Origin of the sequence: Brachybacterium tyrofermentans (assembly GCF_039526165.1) — a bacterium.
GTDB classification, from domain to species: Bacteria; Actinomycetota; Actinomycetes; order Actinomycetales; family Dermabacteraceae; genus Brachybacterium; species Brachybacterium tyrofermentans.
The window spans coordinates 28,655-51,343 of the sequence record NZ_BAAAIR010000033.1 but is presented as its reverse complement, the minus strand read 5'-3'; the positions used below and the strand labels follow the sequence as shown (position 1 = coordinate 51,343).

The window sequence follows — 22,689 nt, the reverse complement described above, 5'->3', positions numbered from 1 at the left end:
GCGGGCCGCCCGCAGCGTCAGCGCAGGAACGGCAGGACCTGGTCGAGCACGTCGTCCGAGGGGAACAGGGTGGCGCCATGGGTGCGCCCGGGCAGCGGGACGAACTCCGCGTCCGGCATCAACGATGCGGCCCGCACGGAGTCCTCGTACCGCGGATGATCCTCGGTGCCCGCCATCCACAGCGCCGGGACCGTGCAGTCCGCGAGCACGTGGTCGGGAATTCCGGCGGTGGCGTCGGTCGCCGTGAGCAGAGCGGCGACGGCGAGCGGATCGGCGGCCAGGAACGCGGTGCGCGTGGCGCGGTCGCGGCGTCCGGTGATGCCGGGGCCGAGGCCCTGGCCGTCGCAGAACGCCTCCATCCCGCCCTCCCGGATCGCATCGATGACCTCCGGGAAGAAGACCGAGTCGATCTGGCCCTGCTGCTCAGCAGCGGAACCTCCCAGGCTGACCAGGCGCGTCACCCGCGCAGGATGCTCGAGCGCCGCGGTCAGCGCGATCCGGGCCCCCAGCGAGTAGCCCATCAGCGCGGCCCGGCCGATGCCCTCGGCATCGAGCACCGCGAGCAGATCGGCGACGAACACATCCTGCGTGTAGGCGGCGGGATCGTGCGGGGTGCCCGACCGGCCATGCCCGCGCAGGTCCACCCTGATCACGGTGTGCTCAGCCGCGAGCGGCTCGAGATACCCCAGCCCCCGCCAGATCGCGCGCGAGAGCACGGAGCCGTGCAGCAGCACCAGGGCGGGCCCGGAGCCCGTGACGTCGTAGCGCAGGTCGATGCCGTCCACGGGGGAGGGGATGACGGGCACGGCCTGGTCCTTTCGGTCGGTCGCCCGGGGAGCAGCACCCGGAACGGGAGCCGCCAGGCAGGATACGGATGCCGACCCTGATCGGCAGGATACGGATGCCGACCCTGCTGCGCGGCGTGCGGTCGTCGGCTCTGCTCCGCGGCGGGCGGAGGGCAGCTCCGCCCGCCGGAGGGAGCGGACGGGCCGCCGGTGATGTCAGCTGGCGATATCGCCAGCTCGGATCACCAGCGGCCCGTCCGTGCAGCTGTCCAGGGCGTCGGTCGCACGAGGAGCGGCCCTCCGGCCGTCCTCATCGCGGGCTCACAGCGCTGCGGAGATCTCCTCGAGGATGCGGTTGAACGTCGCGGACGGACGCATCACGGCCGAGATCTTCTCGAGATCGGGGCGGTAGTAGCCGCCGATGTCCGCCGGCTTGCCCTGCACCGCGAGCAGCTCGTCGGCGATGGTCTGCTCACCGTCGGTGAGCTCCTTCGCGATCGGGCCAAAGGCGGTGGCGAGCTCGGTGTCCTCGCTCTGCTGGGCCAGCTCCTGCGCCCAGTACATCGCGAGGTAGAAGTGGCTGCCGCGGTTGTCGATGCTGCCGAGCTTGCGCTGCGGGGACTTGCCCTCGGTCAGCAGCGTCTCGGTGGCGCGGTCCAGGGCGTCGGCGAGCACGCGGGCGCGCTCGTTGCTCGCGGTGCGGGCGAGGTGACGCAGCGACTCGGCCAGGGCCAGGAACTCGCCGAGGGAGTCCCAGCGCAGGTAGTCCTCCTCGACGAGCTGCTGCACGTGCTTGGGGGCGCTGCCGCCGGCACCGGTCTCGAACAGGCCGCCGCCGTTCATCAGCGGGACCACCGAGAGCATCTTGGCGCTGGTGCCCAGCTCCATGATCGGGAACAGGTCGGTGAGGTAGTCACGCAGCACGTTGCCGGTCACCGAGATGGTGTCCTCGCCGCGGCGCACGCGCTCCAGCGTGTGCTTGGTGGCCTCGATGGGGGCGAGGATCTGGATGTCCAGACCGTCGGTGTCCTCCTCGGCGAGGTACGCCTCGACCTTCGCGGCGACGTTGCGGTCGTGGGCGCGGGAGTCGTCGAGCCAGAACACCGCGGGCATGCCGGACTCGCGCGAGCGACGCACGGCCAGCTGCACCCAGTCGCGGATCGGGGCGTCCTTGGCCTGGCAGGCGCGGAAGATGTCGCCTGCGGCGACCTCCTGGGTCATGAGCGCCGTGCCGGAGGCGTCGCGCACCTCGACCCGGCCGTCGGCCGCGATCTCGAAGGTCTTGTCGTGGGAGCCGTACTCCTCGGCCTTCTGCGCCATGAGGCCGACGTTCGGGACGGTGCCCATCGTGGTCGGATCGAAGGCGCCGTTCTTCTGGCAGTCCTCCACCGTCGCGGAGTACACGCCGGCGTAGGAGGAGTCGGGGATCACCGCGAGGGTGTCCTGCTCGGCGTCATCCGCGTTCCACATGTGGCCCGAGGTGCGGATCATCGCGGGCATGGAGGCGTCGATGATGACGTCGGAGGGGACGTGGAGGTTGGTGATGCCCTTGTGGGAGTTCACCATCGCGAGGTCCGGGCCTGCGGCCAGGTCCGTGTCGATCGCGGCGCGGATCCCGTCGCGCTGCTCGGCGTCCAGCGCGTCGACCCCGGCGAGGATGCCGCCCAGGCCGTTGTTCGGGGACAGGCCGGCCTGCTCGAGCTGCTCGCCGAACTGGGTGAACACGGTGGGCAGGAAGGCGCGCACCGCGTGGCCGAACAGGATCGGGTCGGACACCTTCATCATGGTGGCCTTGAGGTGCAGGGAGAACAGGACGCCCTGCTCCTTGGCGGCGGCGATCTGCTCGCGCAGGAAGGCATCCAGCGCAGCGGCGCGCATGACCGTGGAGTCCACGACCTCGCCCGCGAGCACCGGCAGGGACGCCTTGAGCACGGTCTCGGTGCCATCGGTGGCGACATGCACGATCGACAGGGTGTCCTCGGCCTCGAGGACCACGGACTGCTCGTTGGCGCGGAAGTCGTCCGCCTCCATCGTGGCGACGGAGGTCTTGGAGTCCGCGGACCACTCGCCCATGCGGTGCGGGTGCGCCTTGGCGAAGTTCTTCACCGCGGCAGGCGCCCGACGGTCCGAGTTGCCCTCGCGCAGGACGGGGTTCACGGCCGAACCCTTGATCGAGTCGTAGCGGGCACGGACGTCCTTCTCCGCGTCGGTCTCGGGGGACTCCGGGTAGTCCGGCAGGGCGATGCCCTGGCCCTGCAGCTCGGCGATGGCGGCCTTCAGCTGCGGCACCGAGGCGGAGATGTTGGGGAGCTTGATGATGTTGGCCTCGGGGGACTTCGCCAGCTCGCCCAGCTCGGCGAGGGCGTCGGCCTCGCGCTGCTCTTCGGGCAGGAGATCGGAGAAGGTCGCGACGATGCGGCCGGCCAGGGAGATGTCACGGGTGGTGACGTCGATCCCGGCGGTGTCGGAGAAGGCGTCGAGGATCGGCAGGAATGATGCGGTCGCCAGCATCGGTGCCTCGTCGGTGTGGGTGTAGATGATGCGCGCCATGTGTCGCGGGGCTCCCTCGGGTCGGTGCGGCATTTGTCTTGACGTCAAGACTAATCGACGTCAGGCACGAGCCTGGAGTGTTGATCCGGATGCCCCCACGGTACGTGACGAGTCCCTCCCCGTCGCCTCCTCGTCAGCTCCTCGTCGGCTCAGAGGATCAGCAGGGTGAGCGCCATGATCGCCATGCCCGCGATCAGGGAGTAGATGACCGTGTGGTGCTCGCCGGTCTCCTCGGCCGCAGGCAGCAGCTCATCGAGCGAGACGAACACCATCACCCCGGCCACGCCCGCGAGGATCGCGCCCATCGCGTCGCCGGAGAGCAGCGGGGCGAGCAGCAGATACCCGAGCACGGCGCCCACGGGCTCCGCCAGCCCCGTCATCGAGGCGAGCCAGAACGCCTTGGATCGCGAGCCGGTCGCGCGGCGCACCGGGACCGCCACCGCGAGCCCCTCCGGGATGTTGTGCAGGGCGATCGCCGCGACCACAGGGATCGCGATCTCCGGTGCCTGCAGTGCGGCCACGAAGGTCGCGAAGCCCTCGGGGACGTTGTGGAAGGCGAGGGCCGCGGCGGTCACCGTGCCGGTGCGCAGGAGCCGTGCGCGCAGCGCCCGATCCGCCGCCTGCTCATCGGGCTCGCGCACCTCGGGGTCGCCGTGTGAGCCGGTCATCCTCCCGGAGAACTCATGGGGGCTGACCGCTTCGGGCACCAGACGGTCCAGCACCGCGATCAGCGCGATCCCCACGAAGAAGGAGAGGGTGGCGATCGCCGTGCCGCGGGCTGTGATCGCGCCGCCGCCGGAGAGCACATGGGCGCCCTCGGGGAGCAGCTCCACGAAGGACACGTACAGCATCACGCCCGCCGAGAGGCCGAGGCCGCCTGCCAGCATCTTCGGGTTCGTGCCCCGACCGAGCACTCCGAGTGCGGCGCCGATGCTGGTGGCACCACCGGCGACGAGGGTGAGGAGGAAGGCGGCGAGCACGAGGACGACACTAGCCGCCCAGGGCCTCGTCGTCGGCTCCGGCGCGGCGGAGCCGACGAACCGGGCGAGACAGAGCCGATGAACTGTGCGAGACGGAGCCGACGGACAGTGCGAGGCGGACGGACAGTACGGTGACCCGAGCGACGACAGGGGGCGAGATGGACTGGGAGGAGCGCTACCGCCGCGCCAGGGTGTCCTGGAACCGCGAAGCCGTCCGGCATCTGCGCTCCCGAGGATGGATCCTGCTCGTGACCGGGCGGCGGGTGACCTCCGCCGACGAGGAGACGGGGGAGTGGCCCGGGGGCATCACCTGGAAGGACCACTCCACGGCGGACGAGGTCCGTCTGCTCGGCCAGCTCCTAGACTGACCCCATGCCTGATCCTGCCCCGTTCCTCGCCGTGACCGACCTGCGCTCGCGCATCCTCAGCACCGCCGAGCTCACGGCGGCCCTGCCGCGCGCCGAGCTCGACGTCGAGGCCGCGACCGCCGCTGTGCGTCCCGTGGTCGACGACGTCGCCGCGCGAGGCGCGGCCGCCGTGCTCGATGCCTCGGAGCGCTTCGACGGAGTGCGCCCGGAGCATCTGCGGGTGCCGCAGGCCGAGCTGCAGCGGGCGCTGGACGAGCTCGATCCGGAGATTCGAGCCGCTCTGGGGGAGTCGGCGGCGCGGGTGCGCCGCGTGGACTCCGCCCAGAGCCGCCGGGAGGAGAGCGTCGAGGTCGTCCCCGGCGGCACGGTCTCGCAGCGCTGGGTGCCGGTGCGTCGGGTGGGCCTGTACGTGCCCGGCGGGCGTGCGGTGCTGCCCAGCTCCGTGGTGATGAACGTGGTGCCCGCGCAGGTCGCCGGCGTCGAGCAGATCGTGCTCGCCTCGCCGCCGCAGAAGGAGTTCGGCGGGCTGCCGCACCCCACGATCCTCGCCGCCTGCGCGCTGCTCGGGGTGACCGAGGTGATCGCCGCCGGCGGTGCCCAGGCCATCGCGCTGCTCGCGCACGGCGCCGACGACCTCGGTGACGGGAAGCACCTCGACCCGGTCGATCTCGTCACCGGTCCCGGCAACGTCTACGTCGTCGCCGCGAAGCGCCTGGTCCGCGGGACCGTCGGCATCGATGCCGAGGCCGGCCCCACCGAGATCGCGATCCTCGCCGACGCCACCGCCGACCCCGCCTTCGTCGCCGCTGATCTCATCTCGCAGGCCGAGCATGACCCGCTCGCCGCGAGCATCCTGGTCACCGACGACGAGCAGCTCGTCGCGGGTGTCGAGACGGAGCTCGCCCGTCAGGTGCCCCTCGCCCGGCACCGCGAGCTCATCGAGGAGGCGCTGCGCGGAGAGCAGAGCGGCGTGGTGATGGTCGACGGGATGGACCAGGGCCTGTCGGTGGTCGATGCCTACGGTGCGGAGCACCTCGAGATCCAGACGGCCGACGCCGCCGCGGTCGCCGCCCGGGTCACCAACGCGGGCGCCGTCTTCGTCGGCTCCCACAGCCCGGTGAGCCTCGGCGACTACGCCGCCGGCTCCAATCACGTGCTGCCCACCGGCGGCAGCTCCCGGTTCAACGGCGGCCTCGGCGTGCAGACCTTCCTGCGCGGCATCCACGTCGTGCACTACGACCGGGAGGCGCTGGCCGGTGCCCGTGCGGCGGCCACCACGTTGGCCGACGCCGAGGGGCTCCCGGCGCACGGTGCGGCGATCGACATCCGCTTCGCGGACTGACCTGCGCGGGCGCGGGCCGACGGGCGGGGTCGCCCGTCGGCCTGTCGGCCTCGGCCCTTGGCCGTAGACCCGTCGACTCGTCGGCCGTGCCGTGATCCAGGAACGTGCCTGCGCCTCTTGCGCACACCGATGTAAGCGCATACAGTCCGTGTCACGCTGTAAGCGCTTCCAGCTCTGATGGGGGCTTCCGGCTCCGACGGACGGCAGGTCCGGGAGTGCGCGCAGCGCTGCTGAGCAGGAATCGATGACGAGCTGGATGAGCTGGAGGAGACCGGATGATGGCCAACGGCGCATCCTCGCCCGTACCTACGATCTACCAGGTCGCTGAGCGCGCGGGCGTCTCGATCGCGACGGTCAGCCGCGCGTTCTCGGACCCCTCCAAGGTGGCACCCCGCACGCTGGATGCCGTCCTCGAGGCGGCCCGCGTCCTGCGGTACGTCCCGGCCGCTGCGGCCCGGGCGCTCGCCGTCCGGCGCAGCAAGGCGCTCGGCGTCGTGCTCCCGCACATCGACGGCCCGTATTACGCGGAGCTCCTGGTCGGGTTCGAGGTCGCGGCCTCCGAGCTCGGGCTGTCCGTGGTGCTGGCGCTCCTGAACCCGCAGGAGCCGCGGCATCTCTCCGTGCTCGACCTCCTGGGCCGCGTCGATGGCGTCGCCTTCATGGCCCGCAGCGGCGCGCAGGACGACACCGTGCGGCAGGTCGCCGATGTGCGACCCACCGTGAGCGTCGCCCGCGGCCAGGTCGAGGGCGTCGACGCCTTCTACGCCGAGAACCGCGCGGCGGCCCGTCAGCTCACCGAGCACCTCATCGAGCACGGCCGACGCCGCATCGGCTTCGTCGGGCGCCTCGAGGAGGGGTCCGACATCGGGCAGCGCCACGTCGGCTACCTCGAAGCCCTCGAGGAAGCCGGCCTCGCGCCCGCAGAGCGGTTCGAGAAGGACCCGGTCGAGGCCTCCGGACTCGAGATCGCCGAGATGCTGCTGGCCGTCGAGCGCGAGCGGAACGACGCGGACGCCGGTGCGGCCGGAGCGGACGATGCGACCGGGATCGCCGGTCTCGACGCACTCGTCTGCGGCAACGACGAGCTCGCGATGGCGATCATCTCCCGCCTCACCGCGGCAGGCGTGGACGTCCCCGGTCGCCTCGCCGTCACCGGATGGGACGACACCGTCACCGCCCGCTACCTGACCCCCGGCCTGACCACCGTCCGGCAGGACGTCGCAGAGCTCGGGGCCCTCGCCGCACAGCGACTCGCGGCCCTCATCGACGGGGACACGTCGCAGTCGCCGGTCACGGTCGACTCCAACGTCGTGCTCCGGCAGTCCTGCGGCTGCGCCCCCGACCCGGTCCCGGCCCTGGCGTAGCGCGCCCGCTCACGATCCGACCAGAACCGCACAGATCCCCCGACCGCCTCATGGACGAAGGAGTCATCATGACCAGCATTCCCCGCATCTCCCGCCGCACCCTCGGCGGATTGGGCGCTGCCGGCGCCCTGTCCGCCCTCGCCGCCTGCGGCCGCCCCGAGGAGGACGGCGGCGGTGCTGCAGACCCCGCCGCCCCGGTCGCCGAGGGACCCGCCACCGGCTCCCTCACGATCTGGGCCATGGGCGCCGAGGGCGAGGCCCTCCCCGAGCTGCTCACGGGCTTCGAGGAGGAGAACCCCGACGTCACGCTCGAGGTCACCCCGCTGCCCTGGGACTCGGCCCATGACAAGTTCACCTCGGCGATCGCCGCCGGCACCGCCCCGGACGTCGCCCAGGTCGGCTCGACCTGGATGGCGGAGTTCGTGAGCCTGGATGCTCTGGAGCCCACCCCGGAGTCCATCGCCCTGGACGACTTCTTCCCCGGCGCCGTCGAGGGTGTCACCGTCGGCGACACCGCCTACGGCGTCCCGTGGTACGTCGAGACCCGCCTGGTCTACTACCGCAAGGACATCGCCGAGGCCGCCGGGATCTCCGAGCCGCCGACCGACTGGGAGGGCCTGGCCGCCATGGCGAAGGCGCTCCAGGGCCAGCCCGACGGGAAGTGGGGCATCGCCCTGCAGCCCGGCGGGGACGGCTCCTGGCAGACCGTGCTCCCGCTGTGCTGGTCCAACGGCGGCGACGTCGTCTCCGAGGCCGGGGACGAGTTCACCTTCGAGACCCCGCAGAACGAGGAGGCGCTGGCCTACTACCAGTCCTACTTCACCGACGGGATCGCCGACCCGGCTCCTGCCGAGGGCACCACCGAGCAGGACTTCGTCTCCGGTGCGGTCCCGATGTTCATCTCCGGGCCCTGGATGATGGCCGCTGTCGAGGGCGTGGGCGGGGACGGCTTCGCCGACAAGTACGGCGTGTTCGTGATGCCTGTGAAGGAGACCAGCTCGAGCTTCCTGGGCGGCGCCAACATCGGCGTCCTCCAGGGGTCGAAGAACCGCGACTCCGCCTGGAAGCTGGTGGAGTACCTCTCCCGCCCGGAGGTCCAGATCCAGTGGTTCGAGCAGGTCACCGACATGCCCGCGCTGCAGTCGGCGTGGGAGGACGAGAAGGTCTCCTCCAACGAGAAGTTCGAGGCCTTCCACACCCAGCTCGAGACCGCCCTCGCCCCTCCCACGATCGCCACCTGGGAGCAGGTCGCCGCGAAGTTCGACGCCCAGATCGAGCAGGTCTGCAAGCAGGACCTCGCCCCGGCCGACGCCCTCGAGGCCACGCAGTCCGAGGCGCAGGGCATCGGGACCGGCGCCTGAGATGACCACGCAGTCCGCCTCCTCGGCCGCGGCTCTCCCGCCGCCGTCGCCCAGTGGGAGCAGAGGGAGCCACAGGGGCAGGGGCAGTGCCTCCCGGCCCGGGCGCCGCCGCGGCCACCGCGCCGCCGCGGAGGCCCGCGCCGGGCTGCTGCTCTCCCTGCCCTTCGTGGTGCTCTTCGGGATCTTCATCGCCTGGCCCGTGCTGCAGTCGATGTTCATGTCCTTCACGGACATGCGCATCACCGACATCCGGTCGCCGTTCGCGGTGGACTTCGTGGGTCTGGACAACTACATCGCTGCCTTCCACGACCCCGTCTTCCGGCGGGCAGCCCTGAACACCGGAGTGTTCGTGCTGGTCGGGGTGCCGCTGACGATCATCGCGGGGCTCAGCGCCGCGATCGCCCTGAACCGGGGCGCGCTGAAGCTGCGCGGACTGTTCCGGATGGGCTTCTACACCCCCGTGGTCACCTCCATCGTGGCCGTCGCCGTGGTCTGGAGGTTCCTGCTGCAGCCCGAGAACGGCTTGGTGAACACCGTCCTGGGCTGGGTGGGGATCGACGGGCCCAACTGGCTGGGTGATGAGCGCACCGCCCTGCTGTCGCTCATCGTGATGGCGGTCTGGCGCAACTTCGGCACCTCGATGGTGATCTTCCTGGCCGGCCTGCAGGCCGTGGACCGCGGGCTGCACGAGGCAGCCGCGCTCGACGGGGCGAACGCCTGGCAGAGGTTCCGGAACATCACCATCCCGTCCATTCGGCCGACGCTGCTGTTCGTGCTGGTCACCACGTCGATCGGCTACCTGCAGTTCTTCGAGGAGCCCTTCGTCATGACGGGCGGCGGTCCGTTGAACTCCACGATCTCCGCCTCCATGTACACCTACAACCAGTTCGGATTCGGCAACTACGGCATGGCCGGGGCGATGGCGTACCTGACGTTCATCGTGATCGGCATCGTCACCCTCGCGCAGTTCCGCCTGATGAGGGAGAAGTGATGATCGAACGTCGCAGTCCCGTCCTGACCTATGTCATCCTCACTGCCTTCCTGCTGCTGGTCATCACGCCCTTCGTGTGGATGATCCTCGGCAGCGTGAAGACCCAGGGAGAGCTCCTGCGCGTCCCGCCCACCTGGCTGCCCGAGGAACCCACCTGGGACAACTTCCGCCGTCTCTTCGATCGGCCCTTCGGCCACTACTTCCGCAATTCGACCGTGGTGGCGATCGCGGTGACGCTGGGGAACCTGATCTTCAGCTCGATGTTCGGCTACGCGCTCGCGCACCTCACCTTCCCCTTCAAGCGGGTGCTGTTCGTGCTGGTCCTGGTGTGCCTGATGATCCCCGGACTGGTCACCTTCATCCCGCAGTACGTGCTGGTGGTGAACATGGGGCTGGCCAACACCATCCCCGCGCTCATCCTGCCGTTCCTGGTGCAGCCGTTCAGCGTCTTCCTGATGCGCCAGTTCTTCCTGGGACTGCCCCGGGAGCTGCTCGAGGCCGGCCGTATCGACGGCGTCGGCGAGGTCGCGATCTTCTTCCGGATCTACCTGCCGCTCGCGGGCCCCGCCTTCGCGACCCTCGGCATCCTCACCTTCCTCGGCTCCTGGAACAACTTCCTGTGGCCGCTCGTCGTCTCCTCGAGCGAGTCGACCTACACCCTGCCCGTCGCGCTCGCCCTGATCTCGACCGGACAGAACCAGACGGATTACGGGCTGCTCCTGGCCGGCGCCACGCTCGTGGTCCTGCCGATCCTCCTCGTCTTCCTCTTCTTCCAGCGCTACTTCATCCAGGGCATCGCCACCTCCGGCATCAAATGATCGGCGCCCGCTGACCCGCGTCCGCTGATCGGCGCCGCCCGTCACCGCCACCTGCCGCAACCACCCGTCACGAGAACCCGCCACCACCCATCTCCATCGGGCACTGCCCCGCATGACCCAGCACCACCCCGCACGAGACCGGTCCGACGTCGTACCCATCGCCTCGAGGAGGCATCGTGAACTCCATCCCTCGCCGCACCCTGCTCACCGTCCCGCTGCTCGGAGCCGGCGCCGCACTCGGGGCCGTCGCCGCGGCAGGTCCCGCCCTGGCCGCACCCGCTCCGGCGGCTCCCGCCCCGACGCTCTCGGGGGCCGGGCTGTCGTCGGCCGGTCTCCCGGCCCTCGTCGGCACCGCCGGGGGAGGGCGCGACGAGCGCCTGCTGCGACGCTGGGCGAAGGACACCTGGCGTTCCCTGGACGCGATGACCGTGCGCAGCACCGGACTCGTCTCCGACAACATCGACGCGGACCTGACGGGGCATTCGCGCCACACGTCGCCCACCAACATCGGCGGCTATCTCTGGTCCACGCTCCTGGCCCGAGAGCTGCGCCTGATCACGCCGGGGGAGGCCCGCAACCGGATCTCCCGCACCCTGGACTCGCTCGAGACGATGGAGCATCACGAGCCCTCGGGCATGTACTACAACTGGTACGACGAGACCGACGGCTCCGTGCTGCGCAGCTGGCCCGGCACCGGCGACCCCGTGGTCCCCTTCGTCTCCAGCGTCGACATGGGCTGGCTCGGCGCCGCCCTGCACGTGGTCGCCCAGGCCGATCCCTCCAACCGCCGTCGGGCGAAGCGCCTGTTCGACGCGATGCGCTGGGACGTGTTCTTCGACCGCGACGTCGACGTCCAGCCCGGCCAGACCATCGGCGGCTTCTGGGTCGAGGACCCGCACCGGGACGGCGTCGAGCTGCTTCCCCTGTTCCAGGACATCCCCGGGGCAGAGGTCTGGTACCACACGGAGCATCACTACGACACGGCCGTCTCCGAGGCCCGCATGGTCACCTACCTCGGGATCATGACCGAGCAGATCCCGGCCGCCGCCTACTTCACGACCTTCCGCACCTTCCCGCCCCAGTGGGACTGGGCCGAGATGCCGCCGGTGGGCGACTGGGCCGAGCACGAGGGGGTCGCCGTGTTCGAGGGAGCCCACACCTACCGCGGCCTGGAGATCGTCCCCGGCTGGGGCGGCTCCATGTTCGAGGAGCTGATGCCGGACCTGTTCGTGCCCGAGGCCGCCTGGGGCCCGGACAGCTGGGGCAGGAACCATCCGCTCCATGTGCGCGCCCAGCGCGAGCACGGACTCGAGGAGGCCGGCTACGGCTACTGGGGCTTCTCCCCGAGCTCCGACCCGCACGGCCAGTACCGCGAGTACGGCGTCGATGCCCTGGGACTGAACCCCGAGGGCTACTTCTCCGACGCCGCGGCCACCGACTGGCATCAGGGAGAGCCCTACCCGCAGGGGCTCGACGGCGTCGTCACCCCGCACGCCGCGGCGCTCGCGATGCAGTACGAGCGCGCCGAGGCGATCGAGAACCTCTCCCGGATCGAGACCGAGCTCGGCGCCTACGGACCCGGCGGCTTCCACGACGCCGTCGCCGTCGGCTCGGGAGTCATCGCCCGGCGCCACCTCTCCCTGGACCAGTCGATGGTGCTCGGCGCCCTCGGCAACGTGCTGCTCGAGGAGCAGCTGCACCGCTGGTTCGGCACCGACGAGGTCGCCGCCCGCCTCCGTCCCGTCCTCGAGCAGGAGACCTTCCGTGCCCACGGCTGACCGCACCCTTCCCCACCTCTCCTCCGCGCCCGACGGAACCCGCTTCCGCGACCTGAACCGCAACGGGGTGATGGACCCCTTCGAGGACCCTCGCCTCAGCCCGGAGGAGCGCACCGAGGACCTGCTGGCCCGCCTCTCCCTCGAGGAGAAGGTGGGGCTCATGTTCCACACGGTCATCGAGACCGGCCAGGACGGCACTCTCCTGGAGACCCCGGGCGCGATCTCCAAGTCGCCCACCTCCACGGTCGTGCTGGACAAGCGCATGAGTCACTTCAACGTGCACGGACTGGACGATGCCCGGGCCGCGGCCCGCTGGCACAACCGGCTCCAGGAGCTCGCCGAGCAGACTCCCCACGGCATCCCCGTCACGATCTCCACCGACCCCCGCCACGGCGGTGCCCAGAACGCGGGCACCTCCTGGGTGACGTCGTTCTTCTCCCTGTGGCCCGAGCCGCTCGGGCTCGGCGCTCTCGGCGATCCGGAGCTGGTGCGCACCTGGGCGGGCACCGTGCGCCGCGAGTACACCGCAGTCGGGATCCGGGCCGCGCTGCACCCCGTCGCCGATCTCGCCACCGAACCGCGCTGGGCCCGTCAGCGCGAGTGCTTCAGCCAGGACCCGCAGCTCGTGGCCCGCCTCGTCACCGCGGCGCTCGACGGTCTGCGCGGGGCTGAGGGCGAGATTCCGGTGCAGTCCACGGTCAAGCACTTCCCCGGCGCCGGTCCGCAGAAGGACGGCGAGGATGCGCACTTCCCCTACGGCCGCGACCAGGTCTACCCCGGGGGTCGCTTCGAGGACCACCTGCTGCCCTTCCGCGAAGCCATCGCCGCGGGGGCCGACGCGATCATGCCCTACTACGGCCGGCCCGTCGGCCTCCAGATCGACGGGCACGAGATCGAGTCCGTCGGCTTCGGCTTCAACGAGCAGGTGCTCACCGGCCTGCTGCGAAACGAGCTCGGCTTCGACGGCGTCATCGTCAGCGACTGGGAGCTGGTGAACGACAACCACGTCGGCGACCAGGTGCTCCCGGCGCGCGCCTGGGGCGTCGAGGAGCTCATCCCCGCCCAGCGCCTCCAGCGGATCCTCGAGGCAGGGGCCGATCAGCTCGGCGGCGAGGAGTGCACCGAGCTGCTCCTGGGCCTGGTGCGCGATGACCTGGTCGAGGAGGAACGGGTGACCGACTCGGCCCGTCGGCTGCTGCGGGTGAAGTTCCGGCTCGGGCTGTTCGACGACCCCTATGTCGACGAGTCCGCGGCCGACGCCCTGGTGGGCAGCGAGGAGAGCCGCCGCCAGGGCCATGAGGCGCAGGCCGGCAGCGTCGTGGTCCTGCACGACGACGGTCACGTGCTGCCGCTGCACACCGTGCGCGGCAGCACCCGCATCTATGCCGAAGGGCTGCCTGCCGACGTCATCGCCCAGCTGGGGGAGCAGGTCGCCACCCCGGCGGAGGCCGACGTCGCGCTGCTGCGGATCGGCGCCCCGTTCCAGCCCCGCGACGACCTCTTCCTGGAATCGTGGTTCCACCAGGGCGACCTGGAGTTCCCGCCCGGGCTCGCCCACCGTCTCGCCCGTCTCCGCGCCGCGTGCCCGCTGATCCTCGACGTGGACCTCGACCGGGCCGCCGTGCTCACCGACATCGCGGGGGAGTGCGACGCACTCACCGGCAGCTTCGGGGTCTCCGCCGCCGCCTGGGCGGACGCGATCACGGGCGTGGTCCCGGCCCGGGGTCGACTCCCGATCGAGCTGCCGCGGTCGATGAAGGCGGTGCGGGAGGCTCACGAGGATGTCCCCGGCGGCACGGCGGAGCCGCTGTACCCCTACGGGCACGGCCTCGACATCGACCAGGTGATCAGCAGCAGGCGGTGATGCGGTCGGGCCGCCGGGCCGCCCGGTCGCCGGCCGTGCTGGTCGTCGATCCGGCCGGTCACCGATCCGCCTGGTGGTCGCTCCGTCTGGTCGTCGAGCCTGCACCACGTGTCGGTGAGAGCCTCCTCACCGACACGTAGTGCAGGGTGGAGCTCGCTGCGTGGGCGTTCAGCGCCGCGCGGGCCCGGCGGCTGTGTCGTCGGTGCCGTCGTTGTCGTCGTCGTTGCCGGTGGTCGCGACTCCAGCTCGGGTCGCGGCCGCGGTCCCGTTGCCCACTCCGGCCTCGGCTCCGGCTGTGGCAGCGGACTCGTTGCCGGCCTCGCCCCCGGCTCCGGCGAGGGGCACCCTGCGCACCCCGCGGGTGAGGTACATCGCCACCGCGCGCCAGCCGAGCATCAGCACGCCGGTGAAGATCGCCGTGGTGAGGATGAAGGCCACCTCGGTGCCGGCCGAGAAGAGGGTGCGGATCGCCATCGCGGCGGCGATCGTGATCGCCCACACGAACACCCCGTGCGGCCACACGCGGAAAGGCGCGCGCCAGGCGCGGATCGCGAGATGGCCCAGCAGCACGCCCACGGCGAACGGCCAGCCCACCAGGAACAGGTTCTGCGAGGTCAGCGGCGTCCCGTGCTGCAGGAAACCGATGGCGACGAAGAGGATGACGACCAGCAGGTCGCCGATCAGGGCACCCAGAGAACGGAACATCCTCTCAGCGTACTGGCGGACAGGCCGCCGTCCTCTCAGCCGGCGGCCCCTGCAGGGGTCTCTGTGAACGGCGCCACCTCGTCCTCCCTGGAGGCGGTCGCCGCGCCCCTCCGGTCGACGTGCTCCCGACCTGCTGGCCTGCCTGCTCGCGACGGTCGACGTGCCTGTCGGGGAGCACCGGGCCGCTCTGGATGGCCGTCTGCACGGTGGGCGGCCGGGTCGTCGGCGCCGCGGCCGAACTACGATGGGCCCCATGCCCGAGAACTCTGCTCCGACCCTGGCCACCGACGCGCTGCCGCAGCCGCGCGACGGCATCGCGGGTGCCGCCCCCTACGGCGCCCCGCAGCTCGAGGTCGAGCATGCGCTCAACGTGAACGAGAACCCCTATGGGCCCTCGCCCGAGCTCGCGGCGTCCATCGGCCGAGCCGCGGCGGACGCCGCCGTCGGCCTGAACCGGTACCCGGACCGTGAGGCCCTGGACCTGCGCACCGACCTCGGCGAGTATCTCGCGGCGGAGTCCGGCATCGCCGCGCCGCCGCTCGAGTCGGTCTGGGCGGCCAACGGCTCGAACGAGATCATGCACCAGCTGCTGCTGGCGTTCGGCGGCCCCGGCCGCACCGCGCTCGGCTTCACCCCGCACTACTCGATGTACCCCGAGTACGCCCGCGACACCTACACGCGGTGGGTCACCGCGGAGCGGGGCCCGGAGCCCGAGTTCGCGCTCACCGCGGAGGCGGTCACCGCCGCGATCGCCGCACACGAACCGAACATCGTGGTGCTGACCAGCCCGAACAACCCCACCGGCACGGCGCTCACCCTCGACGTGGTCGAGGCGGCCGCCGCGGCGCTGGCACCGAGCCGGGGACTGCTCGTGGTCGACGAGGCCTATGGCGAGTTCCGCCGCGACGGGGTGCCCAGCGCCCTCACCCTCCTGGACCGCCACCCCAACATCGTGGTCACCCGCACCATGTCCAAGGCCTTCGCCCTGGCGGGAGCACGGCTCGGCTACCTGGTCGCCCATCCGGCGATCGTCGACGCCGTGCGCGTCGTGCGCCTTCCGTACCATCTGTCGGCCGTCACCCAGGCCGTCGCCCGTGCCGCCCTCGCCCACCGCGAGGAGCTGCTGGGCAAGGTGGCCCTGCTGCGCAGCGAGCGCGACGCCCTCGCCGAGCACCTGGTGGCCCGCGGCCACGACGTGGCCCCGTCCGACGCGAACTTCATCCTGTTCCGCACCTTCTCCGATCGCGACGCGGTGTTCGAGGCGCTCCTCGACCGCAGCGTCCTCGTCCGAGCCGTCGGCCCCGCCGGCTGGCTGCGCGTGTCCATCGGCACGCCCGAGAACAACACCGCATTCCGCACCGCCCTCGAGGAGGCCGACCCCCGATGACCGACACCACCAGCGCGCGCCCGTCGCGCACGGCGAGCATCACCCGTTCCACCCGCGAGTCCTCCGTCGAGGTCACCCTCGACGTCGACGGCACCGGCCAGGTCGAGGTGTCGACCTCCGTGCCGTTCTTCGACCACATGCTCACGGCCCTGGGCACCCACGCCCGCTTCGACCTCACGGTGCGCGCGACCGGCGACACCCACATCGATGCGCACCACACCGTCGAGGACACCTCGATCGTGCTCGGTCAGGCGCTGCGCGAGGCCCTCGGCGACAAGAAGGGCATCGCCCGCTTCGGCGACGCCCTGGTCCCGCTGGACGAGTCCCTCGCCCAGGCCGTCGTGGACCTCTCCGGCCGCCCTTACTGCGTGCACTCCGGCGAGAGCGAGGCCCAGGCCACGCACCTCATCGGCGGCCACTTCACCGGGTCGCTGACCCGCCACGTGTTCGAGTCGATCGCCCACCACGCCGCGATCTGCCTGCACATCCGCCTGATCGAGGGCCGCGACCCGCACCACATCGTCGAGGCCCAGTTCAAGGCGCTCGCCCGCGCGCTGCGCGCGGCCTGCGCCTACGACGAGCGCGTCCTGGACGTGCCCTCCACGAAGGGAGCCCTGTGAGCACCGCCGACCCGCGTGACCCGGATCAGGATCCGTCCGACGGCTCCGGCCACGGCTCCGACGACATCGATGCCGAGTTCGCCCGGCTCACCGAGGGTCTCTCCCTCGACTCCCTCGATGAGACCCCGCTGACCGTCGAGGACGTCCTGTCCGAGACCCCTGCCGAGGAGAAGGAACCCACGATCGCCGTGGTCGCCACCTCCGTCGCGACCAGCCAGGCACTCGCCGGCGCGATCCGGCTGGGCCGGGAGGCGCGCACCGACGGGATCGACATCCCCACCGGCAGCCGCACCCTGGAGACCCGCACCGGCGCGATCGCCGTGGGGGAGCTCGAGGAGACCGCCGCCCATGATCTCGCGGCGATCGCCTCGACCGCGCTGCAGCGCAACGGCATCGTGCTGTTCTGGCGCCGGGGCGACCGCATGACCGCCACCCGGTACAAGGGCGGGGAGCGCGGCGAGGACATCTCGCCCGCGATCGTGCTCGGCGCGGTGGACGACGTCGTGGAGGAGCTGCTCCTCGGGACGACGGCAGTGGACGAGCTGGAAGAGGGCATCGACCCCTCGACGGTCACCCGGGCCGAGGCCCTGGCCTGGATCGCCGGTAAGGGGAAGCGCAAGTGACCGAGGCCGATCCCCTCCCCGAGAGCATCGCCGAACCCTCTGCCGAGCCGGGTGCCGGCGACGCCGCCGCCACCCCGCGCGTCGTGGTCCTGGATCACGGCTCGGGCAATGTCCGCTCCGTGGTGCGCGCCCTCGAGGCAGCCGGCGCCGCCGTCGAGCTCACCGCCGATCGCGATCTCGCGCTCGCGGCCGACGGTCTCGTCGTGCCCGGCGTCGGCGCCTTCGCCGCCACCATCGAGCAGGTGCTCGCTGTGGGCGGGGACCGCATCATCGAACGACGGCTGGCCGGCGGCCTGCCCGTCCTCGGCATCTGCGTGGGCCTGCAGATCATGTTCGACGCCGGTACCGAGCACGGCCAGCGTAGCGCGGGGCTCGCGCAGTGGCCGGGCGAGATCACCGGCCTCCAGGCATCCGTGGTGCCCCACATGGGGTGGAACACCGTGGAGGCCGCCGACGGCACCCAGCTGTTCCGGGGCGTCGAGTCCGAGCGCTTCTACTTCGTGCACTCCTACGCCGCGCGCGAATGGACCATGGAGCAGATCGGCTCGCTCGCCGCCCCGAAGGTCACCTGGGCCGAGCACGACGGGGACCGCTTCGTCGCGGCCGTCGAGAACGACGCGCTCACGGCGACCCAGTTCCACCCCGAGAAGTCCGGGGACGCCGGGGCCAAGCTCCTGGCGAACTGGCTCGGCACGCTGCCGCGCCGCCGACCCGGGGCTGAGGGCGCCGCAGCAGGTGCCCAGCAGGAGGCGTCACCGTGATCTACGCCTTCATCCTGCTCTTCGCCGGCGGCATGACGCTCGGCGGAGCCTGGTCCTTCTACCGCTCCAAGAAGCCATGGTGGGCCACCCTGGGACTGCTCGTGCTGGGCCTGGTCTTCATCGGCATCTCGTTCTGGCGGCTGCGGACCGGCTGACCGGCACGACCTGTCGCCGGCTCCGTCCGTTCCCGCCCATTCGCCCCTCCCTGAGTTCCTCGGTTCCCGAGCATTCTCCGTACTCCTTGCAATCCCCGCACTTCCTGCATCCCGTGCAGTCCGTGCATTCTCTGCAGTCCCCACCAGTGATCTCGAGCCCCTGCAGGGCGACGACCCCGAGACAACCCGCTTCCAGGAGGCACCCCTATGACCGCTCCGATCCTCGAGCTGCTGCCCGCCGTCGATGTGCAGTCCGGCCAGGCAGTCCGTCTCGTGCAGGGTGAAGCCGGCTCCGAGACCTCCTACGGCGCCCCGCTGGACGCCGCCCTCGCCTTCCAGGAGGGCGGTGCGCAGTGGCTGCACCTGGTGGACCTCGACGCGGCCTTCGGGCGCGGCAGCAACGCCGCCCTGCTCGCCGAGGTCGTCGCCGCGGTCGACATGAACGTGGAGCTCTCCGGCGGCATCCGTGACGACGACTCCCTCGCCGCCGCGCTCGCCACGGGCTGCCGCCGTGTCAACCTCGGCACGGCCGCCCTCGAGAACCCCGAGTGGACCGCGGAGATCCTCGCCGAGCACGGCGACCGCATCGCCGTCGGCCTCGACGTGCGCGGCACGACCCTCGCCGCCCGCGGCTGGACCCGCGAGGGAGGCGACCTGTGGGAGACCCTCGAGCGCCTCGACGAAGCCGGCTGCCAGCGCTACGTCGTCACCGACGTCACGAAGGACGGCACCCTGCGCGGTCCCAACGTCGACCTCCTGCGCGACGTCTGCTCCCGTACCGACGCCGCCGTCGTCGCCTCCGGCGGCATCTCCTCGCTCGAGGACCTGCGTGCCCTGCGCGAGCTGGTCCCCGCCGGGGTCGAGGGCGCGATCGTGGGCAAGGCCCTCTACGCCCAGGCGTTCACGATGGGTGAGGCGCTGGACGTCGCAGGTCGCCGATGACAGGGGCACCAGAGACCCCGGACCCCTCGGAACGGCGGCCCGCCGACGCTCACGAGACCCGTGCGGAGGCGGTCGCGAAGGCGCTGCCCGCGCACTTCCGCGAGAAGTCACCGCTCACGGACACCGCGGGTGTCTCGTGGGAAGGGCGCGACTACACCGTCAGCCCCTTCCCGGAGGATTCCGGGGCGATCCCGGAGGAGCTCGGCCGTGCGCTGACGGCCCACCGTGCCGGTCAGGATCCTCACCGTCAGGCGTTCGTGGCGGCCTTGGCGCGGAGCCGCGTGCTGGTGCCGATCATGGCGGTCGCCACCGAGACCGGCACCACCGCGCACGGGCTGACCGGTGACAACGGCGCCGATATGGCGATGGTGTCGATCACCGCGCCCGACGGCATCCGGGTGCTGCCGATCTTCACCGCCGCCGATGCCCTGAGCGCCTGGCGGTCCGACGCCCGCCCGGTCCCCGTGGTGGCCCCGCAGGCCGCACAGGCCGCGGTGCAGGAAGGCTGCACCGCACTGCTGGTGGACGCGGCGACCTCGCCGGACGTGGGCGGGCCGATCCTGCTCCCGCGATCAGTGCTCTGGGCGCTCGCCCAGGGACGCGAATGGGTCCCTCCGCATCTGGATCCGGAGCTCTCCGCCGTCCTGGACGCCGTCGCGGACGCGACGGATCAGGTCGAGGGCCTCTCGGCGCGTGCAGGGCAGCGCAGCGAGGTCGACCTCCATCTGCAGCTGCGCCCCGGACTCACGGCGCCTCAGGTGCGCGCGGTGGTCGACGAGGTCTCCGCCCGTCTCGGCGCGGAGACGCTCGTCGCCGAGCGGATCAGCTCACTGCGTCTCGTGCTGGGGTCCTGACCGTACGAGCTGCGGGAGCCGGTCGAGCTGCGGGAGCCGTGCGGCCCGGATGAGCCGTACGGCACTCATGAGCCGCTCGGTCCTCAGGAGACGCGGCCGGTGTACTTCTCGCCCGGGGCCTCGCCCGGGCCATCGGGGAACGGCAGCGCCTCGGCGAAGGCCAGCTGCAGCGAGCGCAGGCCGTCACGCAGGGACCGGGCATGCTCGTTGCCGATCTCCGGAGCCGAGGCGGTCACCAGGCCGGCCAGGGCAGTGATCAGCTTCCGCGCCTCGGCGAGGTCCTGGTACTGCCCGGTCGCCTCGTCCTCCGCGAGCCCCACCTTCACGGCGGCGGCGCTCATGAGATGCACGCAGGCCGACGTGATGATCTCGACCGCGGCGACCTCGGAGATGTCGCGCAGCGCATCGTCGGAGCTCTCGTCCGCGGGGGCAGGTGCGGGGGTCTGGTTGTCGTTCACAGGGTGTTGTCCTTCGTCGTGGAGGGGGCAAGGTCGTCGGTGGCGACCAGGGGGTCGAGAGTGCGGGCGGAGCGGTCCGGGCCCGCAGCGCATCGCGCCGCGGCGTCCGCGAGAGGGTCGTGGATCGTCCCTCCTGCAGTCTCCAGGATCGTGCTCTCCTCGATGATCGCACCCACTGCTGCACCGGGCTCGGGGCGCAGTGCGCGATAGGCCAGGATGCTGCCGCCGATGGCGACCACCAGCACCAGGACCGCGACGACCACCAGTGAGATGATGATGTCCCGTCTGCGCCGCGGATCAGGAGGGGTGCTGCCGGGAGGGGCGTCGCCCTCGCGCTCAGGGTCTCCGACAGGGCTGCGGTCGCTCTCCACGGAACTCCTCGTTCATCACTGGTCAGGGACGCGACGCACATCACCTGGACTGCGCGAGCGCTCCTGCTAGGATAGGGGATCGGAACAGGTCGAAACCCTCGTCACATCGTTCCTCAAGTGGAGTCCCTTCCCACCTCGTAGCAAACAGCCCGCAGCTCTCGAGCTCGGCGCGAACCGTTGCCAGGTCAGTATCGCAGTCGGGCGGCAACGCCCGATCGTCGGGCCGCAATGCCCGGCAGGCGCTCCGGCGTCGCGCACCTTGGGGCCTCCGCATGAAGCGGGGGCCTTTCGTCTTGTCCGACTCGAACCAAGGTGAGGAGCCAACATCAGCGAACAGCGCATCAATGGTCAGATCAGGGTCCCGAAGGTCCTTCTGGTCGGGCCCGCCGGCGAGCAGGTCGGTGAGGTCCGTGTCGAGGACGCACTGCGTCTCGCCGCGGAAGCCGATCTCGATCTTGTCGAGGTCGCACCCGGCGCGAACCCGCCGGTCGCGCGTCTCATGGATTACGGCAAGTACAAGTACGAAGCCAACCTGAAGGCCCGTGAGGCGCGGAAGAACCAGGCGAATACGGTCCAGAAGGAAATCCGTATGGGCCTGAAGATCGACGTGCACGACTACGAGACCAAGCGTCGCAACGTGGAGAAGTTCCTCGATGGTGGCGACAAGGTCAAGGTCATCATCCGCTTCCGTGGTCGTGAGCAGTCCCGTCCCGAGAGGGGCGTCAAGCTTCTCGGTCGTATGGCCGAGGACGTCGCCGAGTACGGCTTCGTCGAGTCGCACCCGCGACAGGACGGTCGCAACATGGTGATGGTCTTCGGACCGCACAAGAAGAAGGCCCAGGCCATGGCCGAGGCCCGCAAGCGCAAGACTGACGCCGAGAAGGCTGTTGCCCGTGGCGGGGACGAGTCGTCCCAGCCCGAGGCCGACGCCGAGCCCGGCTCCGAGTCCTGAGAACGTACGAAGGAGAACAGGCACCATGCCGAAGAACAAGACCCATTCGGGGACCAAGAAGCGCATCCGGGTGACCGGGTCGGGCAAGCTCATGCGGGAGAAGGCGAACGCTCGCCACCTCCTGGAGCACAAGTCCTCCACCCGCAAGCGCCGCCTCGGCACCGACACCACTGTCGCCAAGGCCGACGTCAAGCGCATGAAGAAGCTGCTGGGCCGCTGATCGCCCACGTGGGAGCCCTGCTCCCGCGCCCCTGAATTTACGATCGAAGGAGTATCACGTGGCACGCGTGAAGCGGGCGGTAAACGCCCATAAGAAGCGTCGGGAAATCCTTGAGCAGGCCAGCGGCTACCGCGGCCAGCGCTCGCGTCTGTACCGCAAGGCGAAGGAGCAGGTCCTGCACTCGCAGACCTACAACTTCCGCGACCGCAAGAAGCGCCAGGGTTCCTTCCGTCAGCTCTGGATCCAGCGCATCAACGCGGCATCCCGCGCCAACGGCCTGACCTACAACCGCCTCATCCAGGGCCTCGGCCTGGCCGGCGTCGAGGTCGATCGCCGCATGCTCGCCGAGCTCGCGGTCAACGACGCCCCGGCCTTCGCCGCGCTCGTCGAGATCGCCAAGAACGCCCTCCCCGAGGACGTCAACGCCCCGGCAGCCTGAC

At 71.1% G+C, this 22,689-nt stretch carries 24 protein-coding genes; 18 read left to right on the top strand and 6 right to left on the bottom strand.

The window, feature by feature from the left end:
- Nucleotides 1-17 precede the first annotated feature (17 nt).
- The 3 genes from ABD093_RS07050 to zupT form a co-directional block, all read right to left on the bottom strand.
- Nucleotides 18-806 carry an alpha/beta fold hydrolase gene (locus ABD093_RS07050; RefSeq protein ID WP_343923374.1) on the bottom strand — a complete coding sequence of 263 codons (789 nt, stop codon included), beginning with the start codon at nucleotides 804-806 and terminating at the stop codon, nucleotides 18-20.
- Between the two features lie 300 nt (nucleotides 807-1,106).
- Nucleotides 1,107-3,335, bottom strand: coding sequence for an NADP-dependent isocitrate dehydrogenase (locus ABD093_RS07045; protein WP_343923372.1), 2,229 nt, complete (start codon nucleotides 3,333-3,335; stop codon nucleotides 1,107-1,109).
- Nucleotides 3,336-3,484: 149 nt separating this feature from the next.
- Nucleotides 3,485-4,315 (bottom strand): zinc transporter ZupT, encoded by an 831-nt coding sequence (zupT, locus tag ABD093_RS07040; protein ID WP_343923370.1) that lies wholly within the window; start codon nucleotides 4,313-4,315, stop codon nucleotides 3,485-3,487.
- 131 nt (nucleotides 4,316-4,446) lie between these two features.
- Between zupT and ABD093_RS07035 the strand changes: the two genes are divergently transcribed.
- The 8 genes from ABD093_RS07035 to ABD093_RS07000 all read left to right on the top strand — a co-directional run bounded on the left by ABD093_RS07035 (nucleotide 4,447) and on the right by ABD093_RS07000 (nucleotide 14,201).
- Nucleotides 4,447-4,683 (top strand): hypothetical protein, encoded by a 237-nt coding sequence (locus ABD093_RS07035; RefSeq protein WP_193117958.1) that lies wholly within the window; start codon nucleotides 4,447-4,449, stop codon nucleotides 4,681-4,683.
- Nucleotides 4,684-4,687: 4 nt separating this feature from the next.
- A complete protein-coding gene (gene hisD / locus ABD093_RS07030; RefSeq protein ID WP_343923368.1) occupies nucleotides 4,688-6,025 on the top strand; it encodes a histidinol dehydrogenase in 1,338 nt (445 codons plus the stop codon).
- Nucleotides 6,026-6,300: 275 nt separating this feature from the next.
- Complete coding sequence (locus ABD093_RS07025) at nucleotides 6,301-7,389, top strand: LacI family DNA-binding transcriptional regulator (protein ID WP_193117960.1); 1,089 nt, start codon at nucleotides 6,301-6,303, stop codon at nucleotides 7,387-7,389.
- Nucleotides 7,390-7,457: 68 nt separating this feature from the next.
- Nucleotides 7,458-8,750, top strand: coding sequence for a sugar ABC transporter substrate-binding protein (locus ABD093_RS07020; protein WP_343923366.1), 1,293 nt, complete (start codon nucleotides 7,458-7,460; stop codon nucleotides 8,748-8,750).
- A 1-nt stretch (nucleotide 8,751) separates the two neighbouring features.
- On the top strand, nucleotides 8,752-9,741 hold the full coding sequence (locus tag ABD093_RS07015) for a carbohydrate ABC transporter permease (protein ID WP_343923364.1): 990 nt from the start codon (nucleotides 8,752-8,754) through the stop codon (nucleotides 9,739-9,741).
- Nucleotides 9,741-10,559 (top strand): carbohydrate ABC transporter permease, encoded by an 819-nt coding sequence (locus ABD093_RS07010; protein ID WP_193117962.1) that lies wholly within the window; start codon nucleotides 9,741-9,743, stop codon nucleotides 10,557-10,559. Before ABD093_RS07015 ends, ABD093_RS07010 begins: the two co-directional genes overlap by 1 nt.
- Nucleotides 10,560-10,735: 176 nt before the next feature.
- A complete protein-coding gene (locus ABD093_RS07005) occupies nucleotides 10,736-12,337 on the top strand; it encodes a glucoamylase family protein (RefSeq protein WP_343923362.1) in 1,602 nt (533 codons plus the stop codon).
- Nucleotides 12,324-14,201: a glycoside hydrolase family 3 protein gene (locus ABD093_RS07000; RefSeq protein ID WP_319021601.1), complete on the top strand. Its 1,878-nt coding sequence runs from the start codon at nucleotides 12,324-12,326 to the stop codon at nucleotides 14,199-14,201. The genes ABD093_RS07005 and ABD093_RS07000 overlap by 14 nt, the downstream gene beginning before the upstream one ends.
- Nucleotides 14,202-14,369: 168 nt before the next feature.
- On the opposite strand, the gene ABD093_RS06995 is transcribed toward ABD093_RS07000, so the two are convergent.
- Complete coding sequence (locus ABD093_RS06995; protein ID WP_193117963.1) at nucleotides 14,370-14,906, bottom strand: DUF3054 domain-containing protein; 537 nt, start codon at nucleotides 14,904-14,906, stop codon at nucleotides 14,370-14,372.
- Between the two features lie 244 nt (nucleotides 14,907-15,150).
- On the opposite strand from ABD093_RS06995, the gene ABD093_RS06990 reads away from it, so the two are divergent.
- The 7 genes from ABD093_RS06990 to ABD093_RS06960 all read left to right on the top strand — a co-directional run bounded on the left by ABD093_RS06990 (nucleotide 15,151) and on the right by ABD093_RS06960 (nucleotide 20,248).
- Complete coding sequence (locus tag ABD093_RS06990) at nucleotides 15,151-16,293, top strand: histidinol-phosphate transaminase (RefSeq protein ID WP_377802483.1); 1,143 nt, start codon at nucleotides 15,151-15,153, stop codon at nucleotides 16,291-16,293.
- On the top strand, nucleotides 16,290-16,913 hold the full coding sequence (gene hisB / locus ABD093_RS06985; RefSeq protein ID WP_193117965.1) for an imidazoleglycerol-phosphate dehydratase HisB: 624 nt from the start codon (nucleotides 16,290-16,292) through the stop codon (nucleotides 16,911-16,913). The genes ABD093_RS06990 and hisB overlap by 4 nt, the downstream gene beginning before the upstream one ends.
- Nucleotides 16,910-17,536: a hypothetical protein gene (locus ABD093_RS06980; protein WP_193117966.1), complete on the top strand. Its 627-nt coding sequence runs from the start codon at nucleotides 16,910-16,912 to the stop codon at nucleotides 17,534-17,536. Before hisB ends, ABD093_RS06980 begins: the two co-directional genes overlap by 4 nt.
- A 26-nt stretch (nucleotides 17,537-17,562) precedes the next feature.
- Nucleotides 17,563-18,297 (top strand): imidazole glycerol phosphate synthase subunit HisH, encoded by a 735-nt coding sequence (gene hisH / locus ABD093_RS06975; RefSeq protein WP_193118004.1) that lies wholly within the window; start codon nucleotides 17,563-17,565, stop codon nucleotides 18,295-18,297.
- Nucleotides 18,294-18,452 (top strand): hypothetical protein, encoded by a 159-nt coding sequence (locus ABD093_RS06970; protein WP_193117967.1) that lies wholly within the window; start codon nucleotides 18,294-18,296, stop codon nucleotides 18,450-18,452. Before hisH ends, ABD093_RS06970 begins: the two co-directional genes overlap by 4 nt.
- Nucleotides 18,453-18,659: 207 nt before the next feature.
- A complete protein-coding gene (gene priA, locus ABD093_RS06965) occupies nucleotides 18,660-19,394 on the top strand; it encodes a bifunctional 1-(5-phosphoribosyl)-5-((5-phosphoribosylamino)methylideneamino)imidazole-4-carboxamide isomerase/phosphoribosylanthranilate isomerase PriA (RefSeq protein WP_193117968.1) in 735 nt (244 codons plus the stop codon).
- A complete protein-coding gene (locus tag ABD093_RS06960; protein WP_193117969.1) occupies nucleotides 19,391-20,248 on the top strand; it encodes an SseB family protein in 858 nt (285 codons plus the stop codon). Before priA ends, ABD093_RS06960 begins: the two co-directional genes overlap by 4 nt.
- 83 nt (nucleotides 20,249-20,331) lie before the next feature.
- Here the strand turns inward: ABD093_RS06960 and ABD093_RS06955 are convergent, their stop codons facing one another.
- Both ABD093_RS06955 and ABD093_RS06950 read right to left on the bottom strand, forming a co-directional pair.
- Nucleotides 20,332-20,706, bottom strand: coding sequence for a DUF1844 domain-containing protein (locus tag ABD093_RS06955; RefSeq protein WP_343923355.1), 375 nt, complete (start codon nucleotides 20,704-20,706; stop codon nucleotides 20,332-20,334).
- The gene (locus ABD093_RS06950; RefSeq protein WP_193117971.1) at nucleotides 20,703-21,077 is read right to left on the bottom strand and encodes a hypothetical protein; all 375 of its coding nucleotides are present in this window, start codon (nucleotides 21,075-21,077) and stop codon (nucleotides 20,703-20,705) included. The genes ABD093_RS06955 and ABD093_RS06950 overlap by 4 nt, the downstream gene beginning before the upstream one ends.
- Before the next feature lie 325 nt (nucleotides 21,078-21,402).
- Between ABD093_RS06950 and infC the strand changes: the two genes are divergently transcribed.
- Genes infC through rplT form a run of 3 tightly spaced genes read left to right on the top strand, consistent with a single transcriptional unit; the run spans nucleotide 21,403 to nucleotide 22,688 of the window.
- The gene (gene infC, locus ABD093_RS06945; RefSeq protein ID WP_193118005.1) at nucleotides 21,403-22,029 is read left to right on the top strand and encodes a translation initiation factor IF-3; all 627 of its coding nucleotides are present in this window, start codon (nucleotides 21,403-21,405) and stop codon (nucleotides 22,027-22,029) included.
- Nucleotides 22,030-22,054: 25 nt separating this feature from the next.
- Nucleotides 22,055-22,249: a 50S ribosomal protein L35 gene (gene rpmI / locus ABD093_RS06940; RefSeq protein WP_193117972.1), complete on the top strand. Its 195-nt coding sequence runs from the start codon at nucleotides 22,055-22,057 to the stop codon at nucleotides 22,247-22,249.
- A 58-nt stretch (nucleotides 22,250-22,307) separates the two neighbouring features.
- Nucleotides 22,308-22,688 carry a 50S ribosomal protein L20 gene (rplT, locus tag ABD093_RS06935; RefSeq protein WP_193117973.1) on the top strand — a complete coding sequence of 127 codons (381 nt, stop codon included), beginning with the start codon at nucleotides 22,308-22,310 and terminating at the stop codon, nucleotides 22,686-22,688.
- The last annotated feature ends 1 nt before the right edge of the window (nucleotide 22,689 follow it).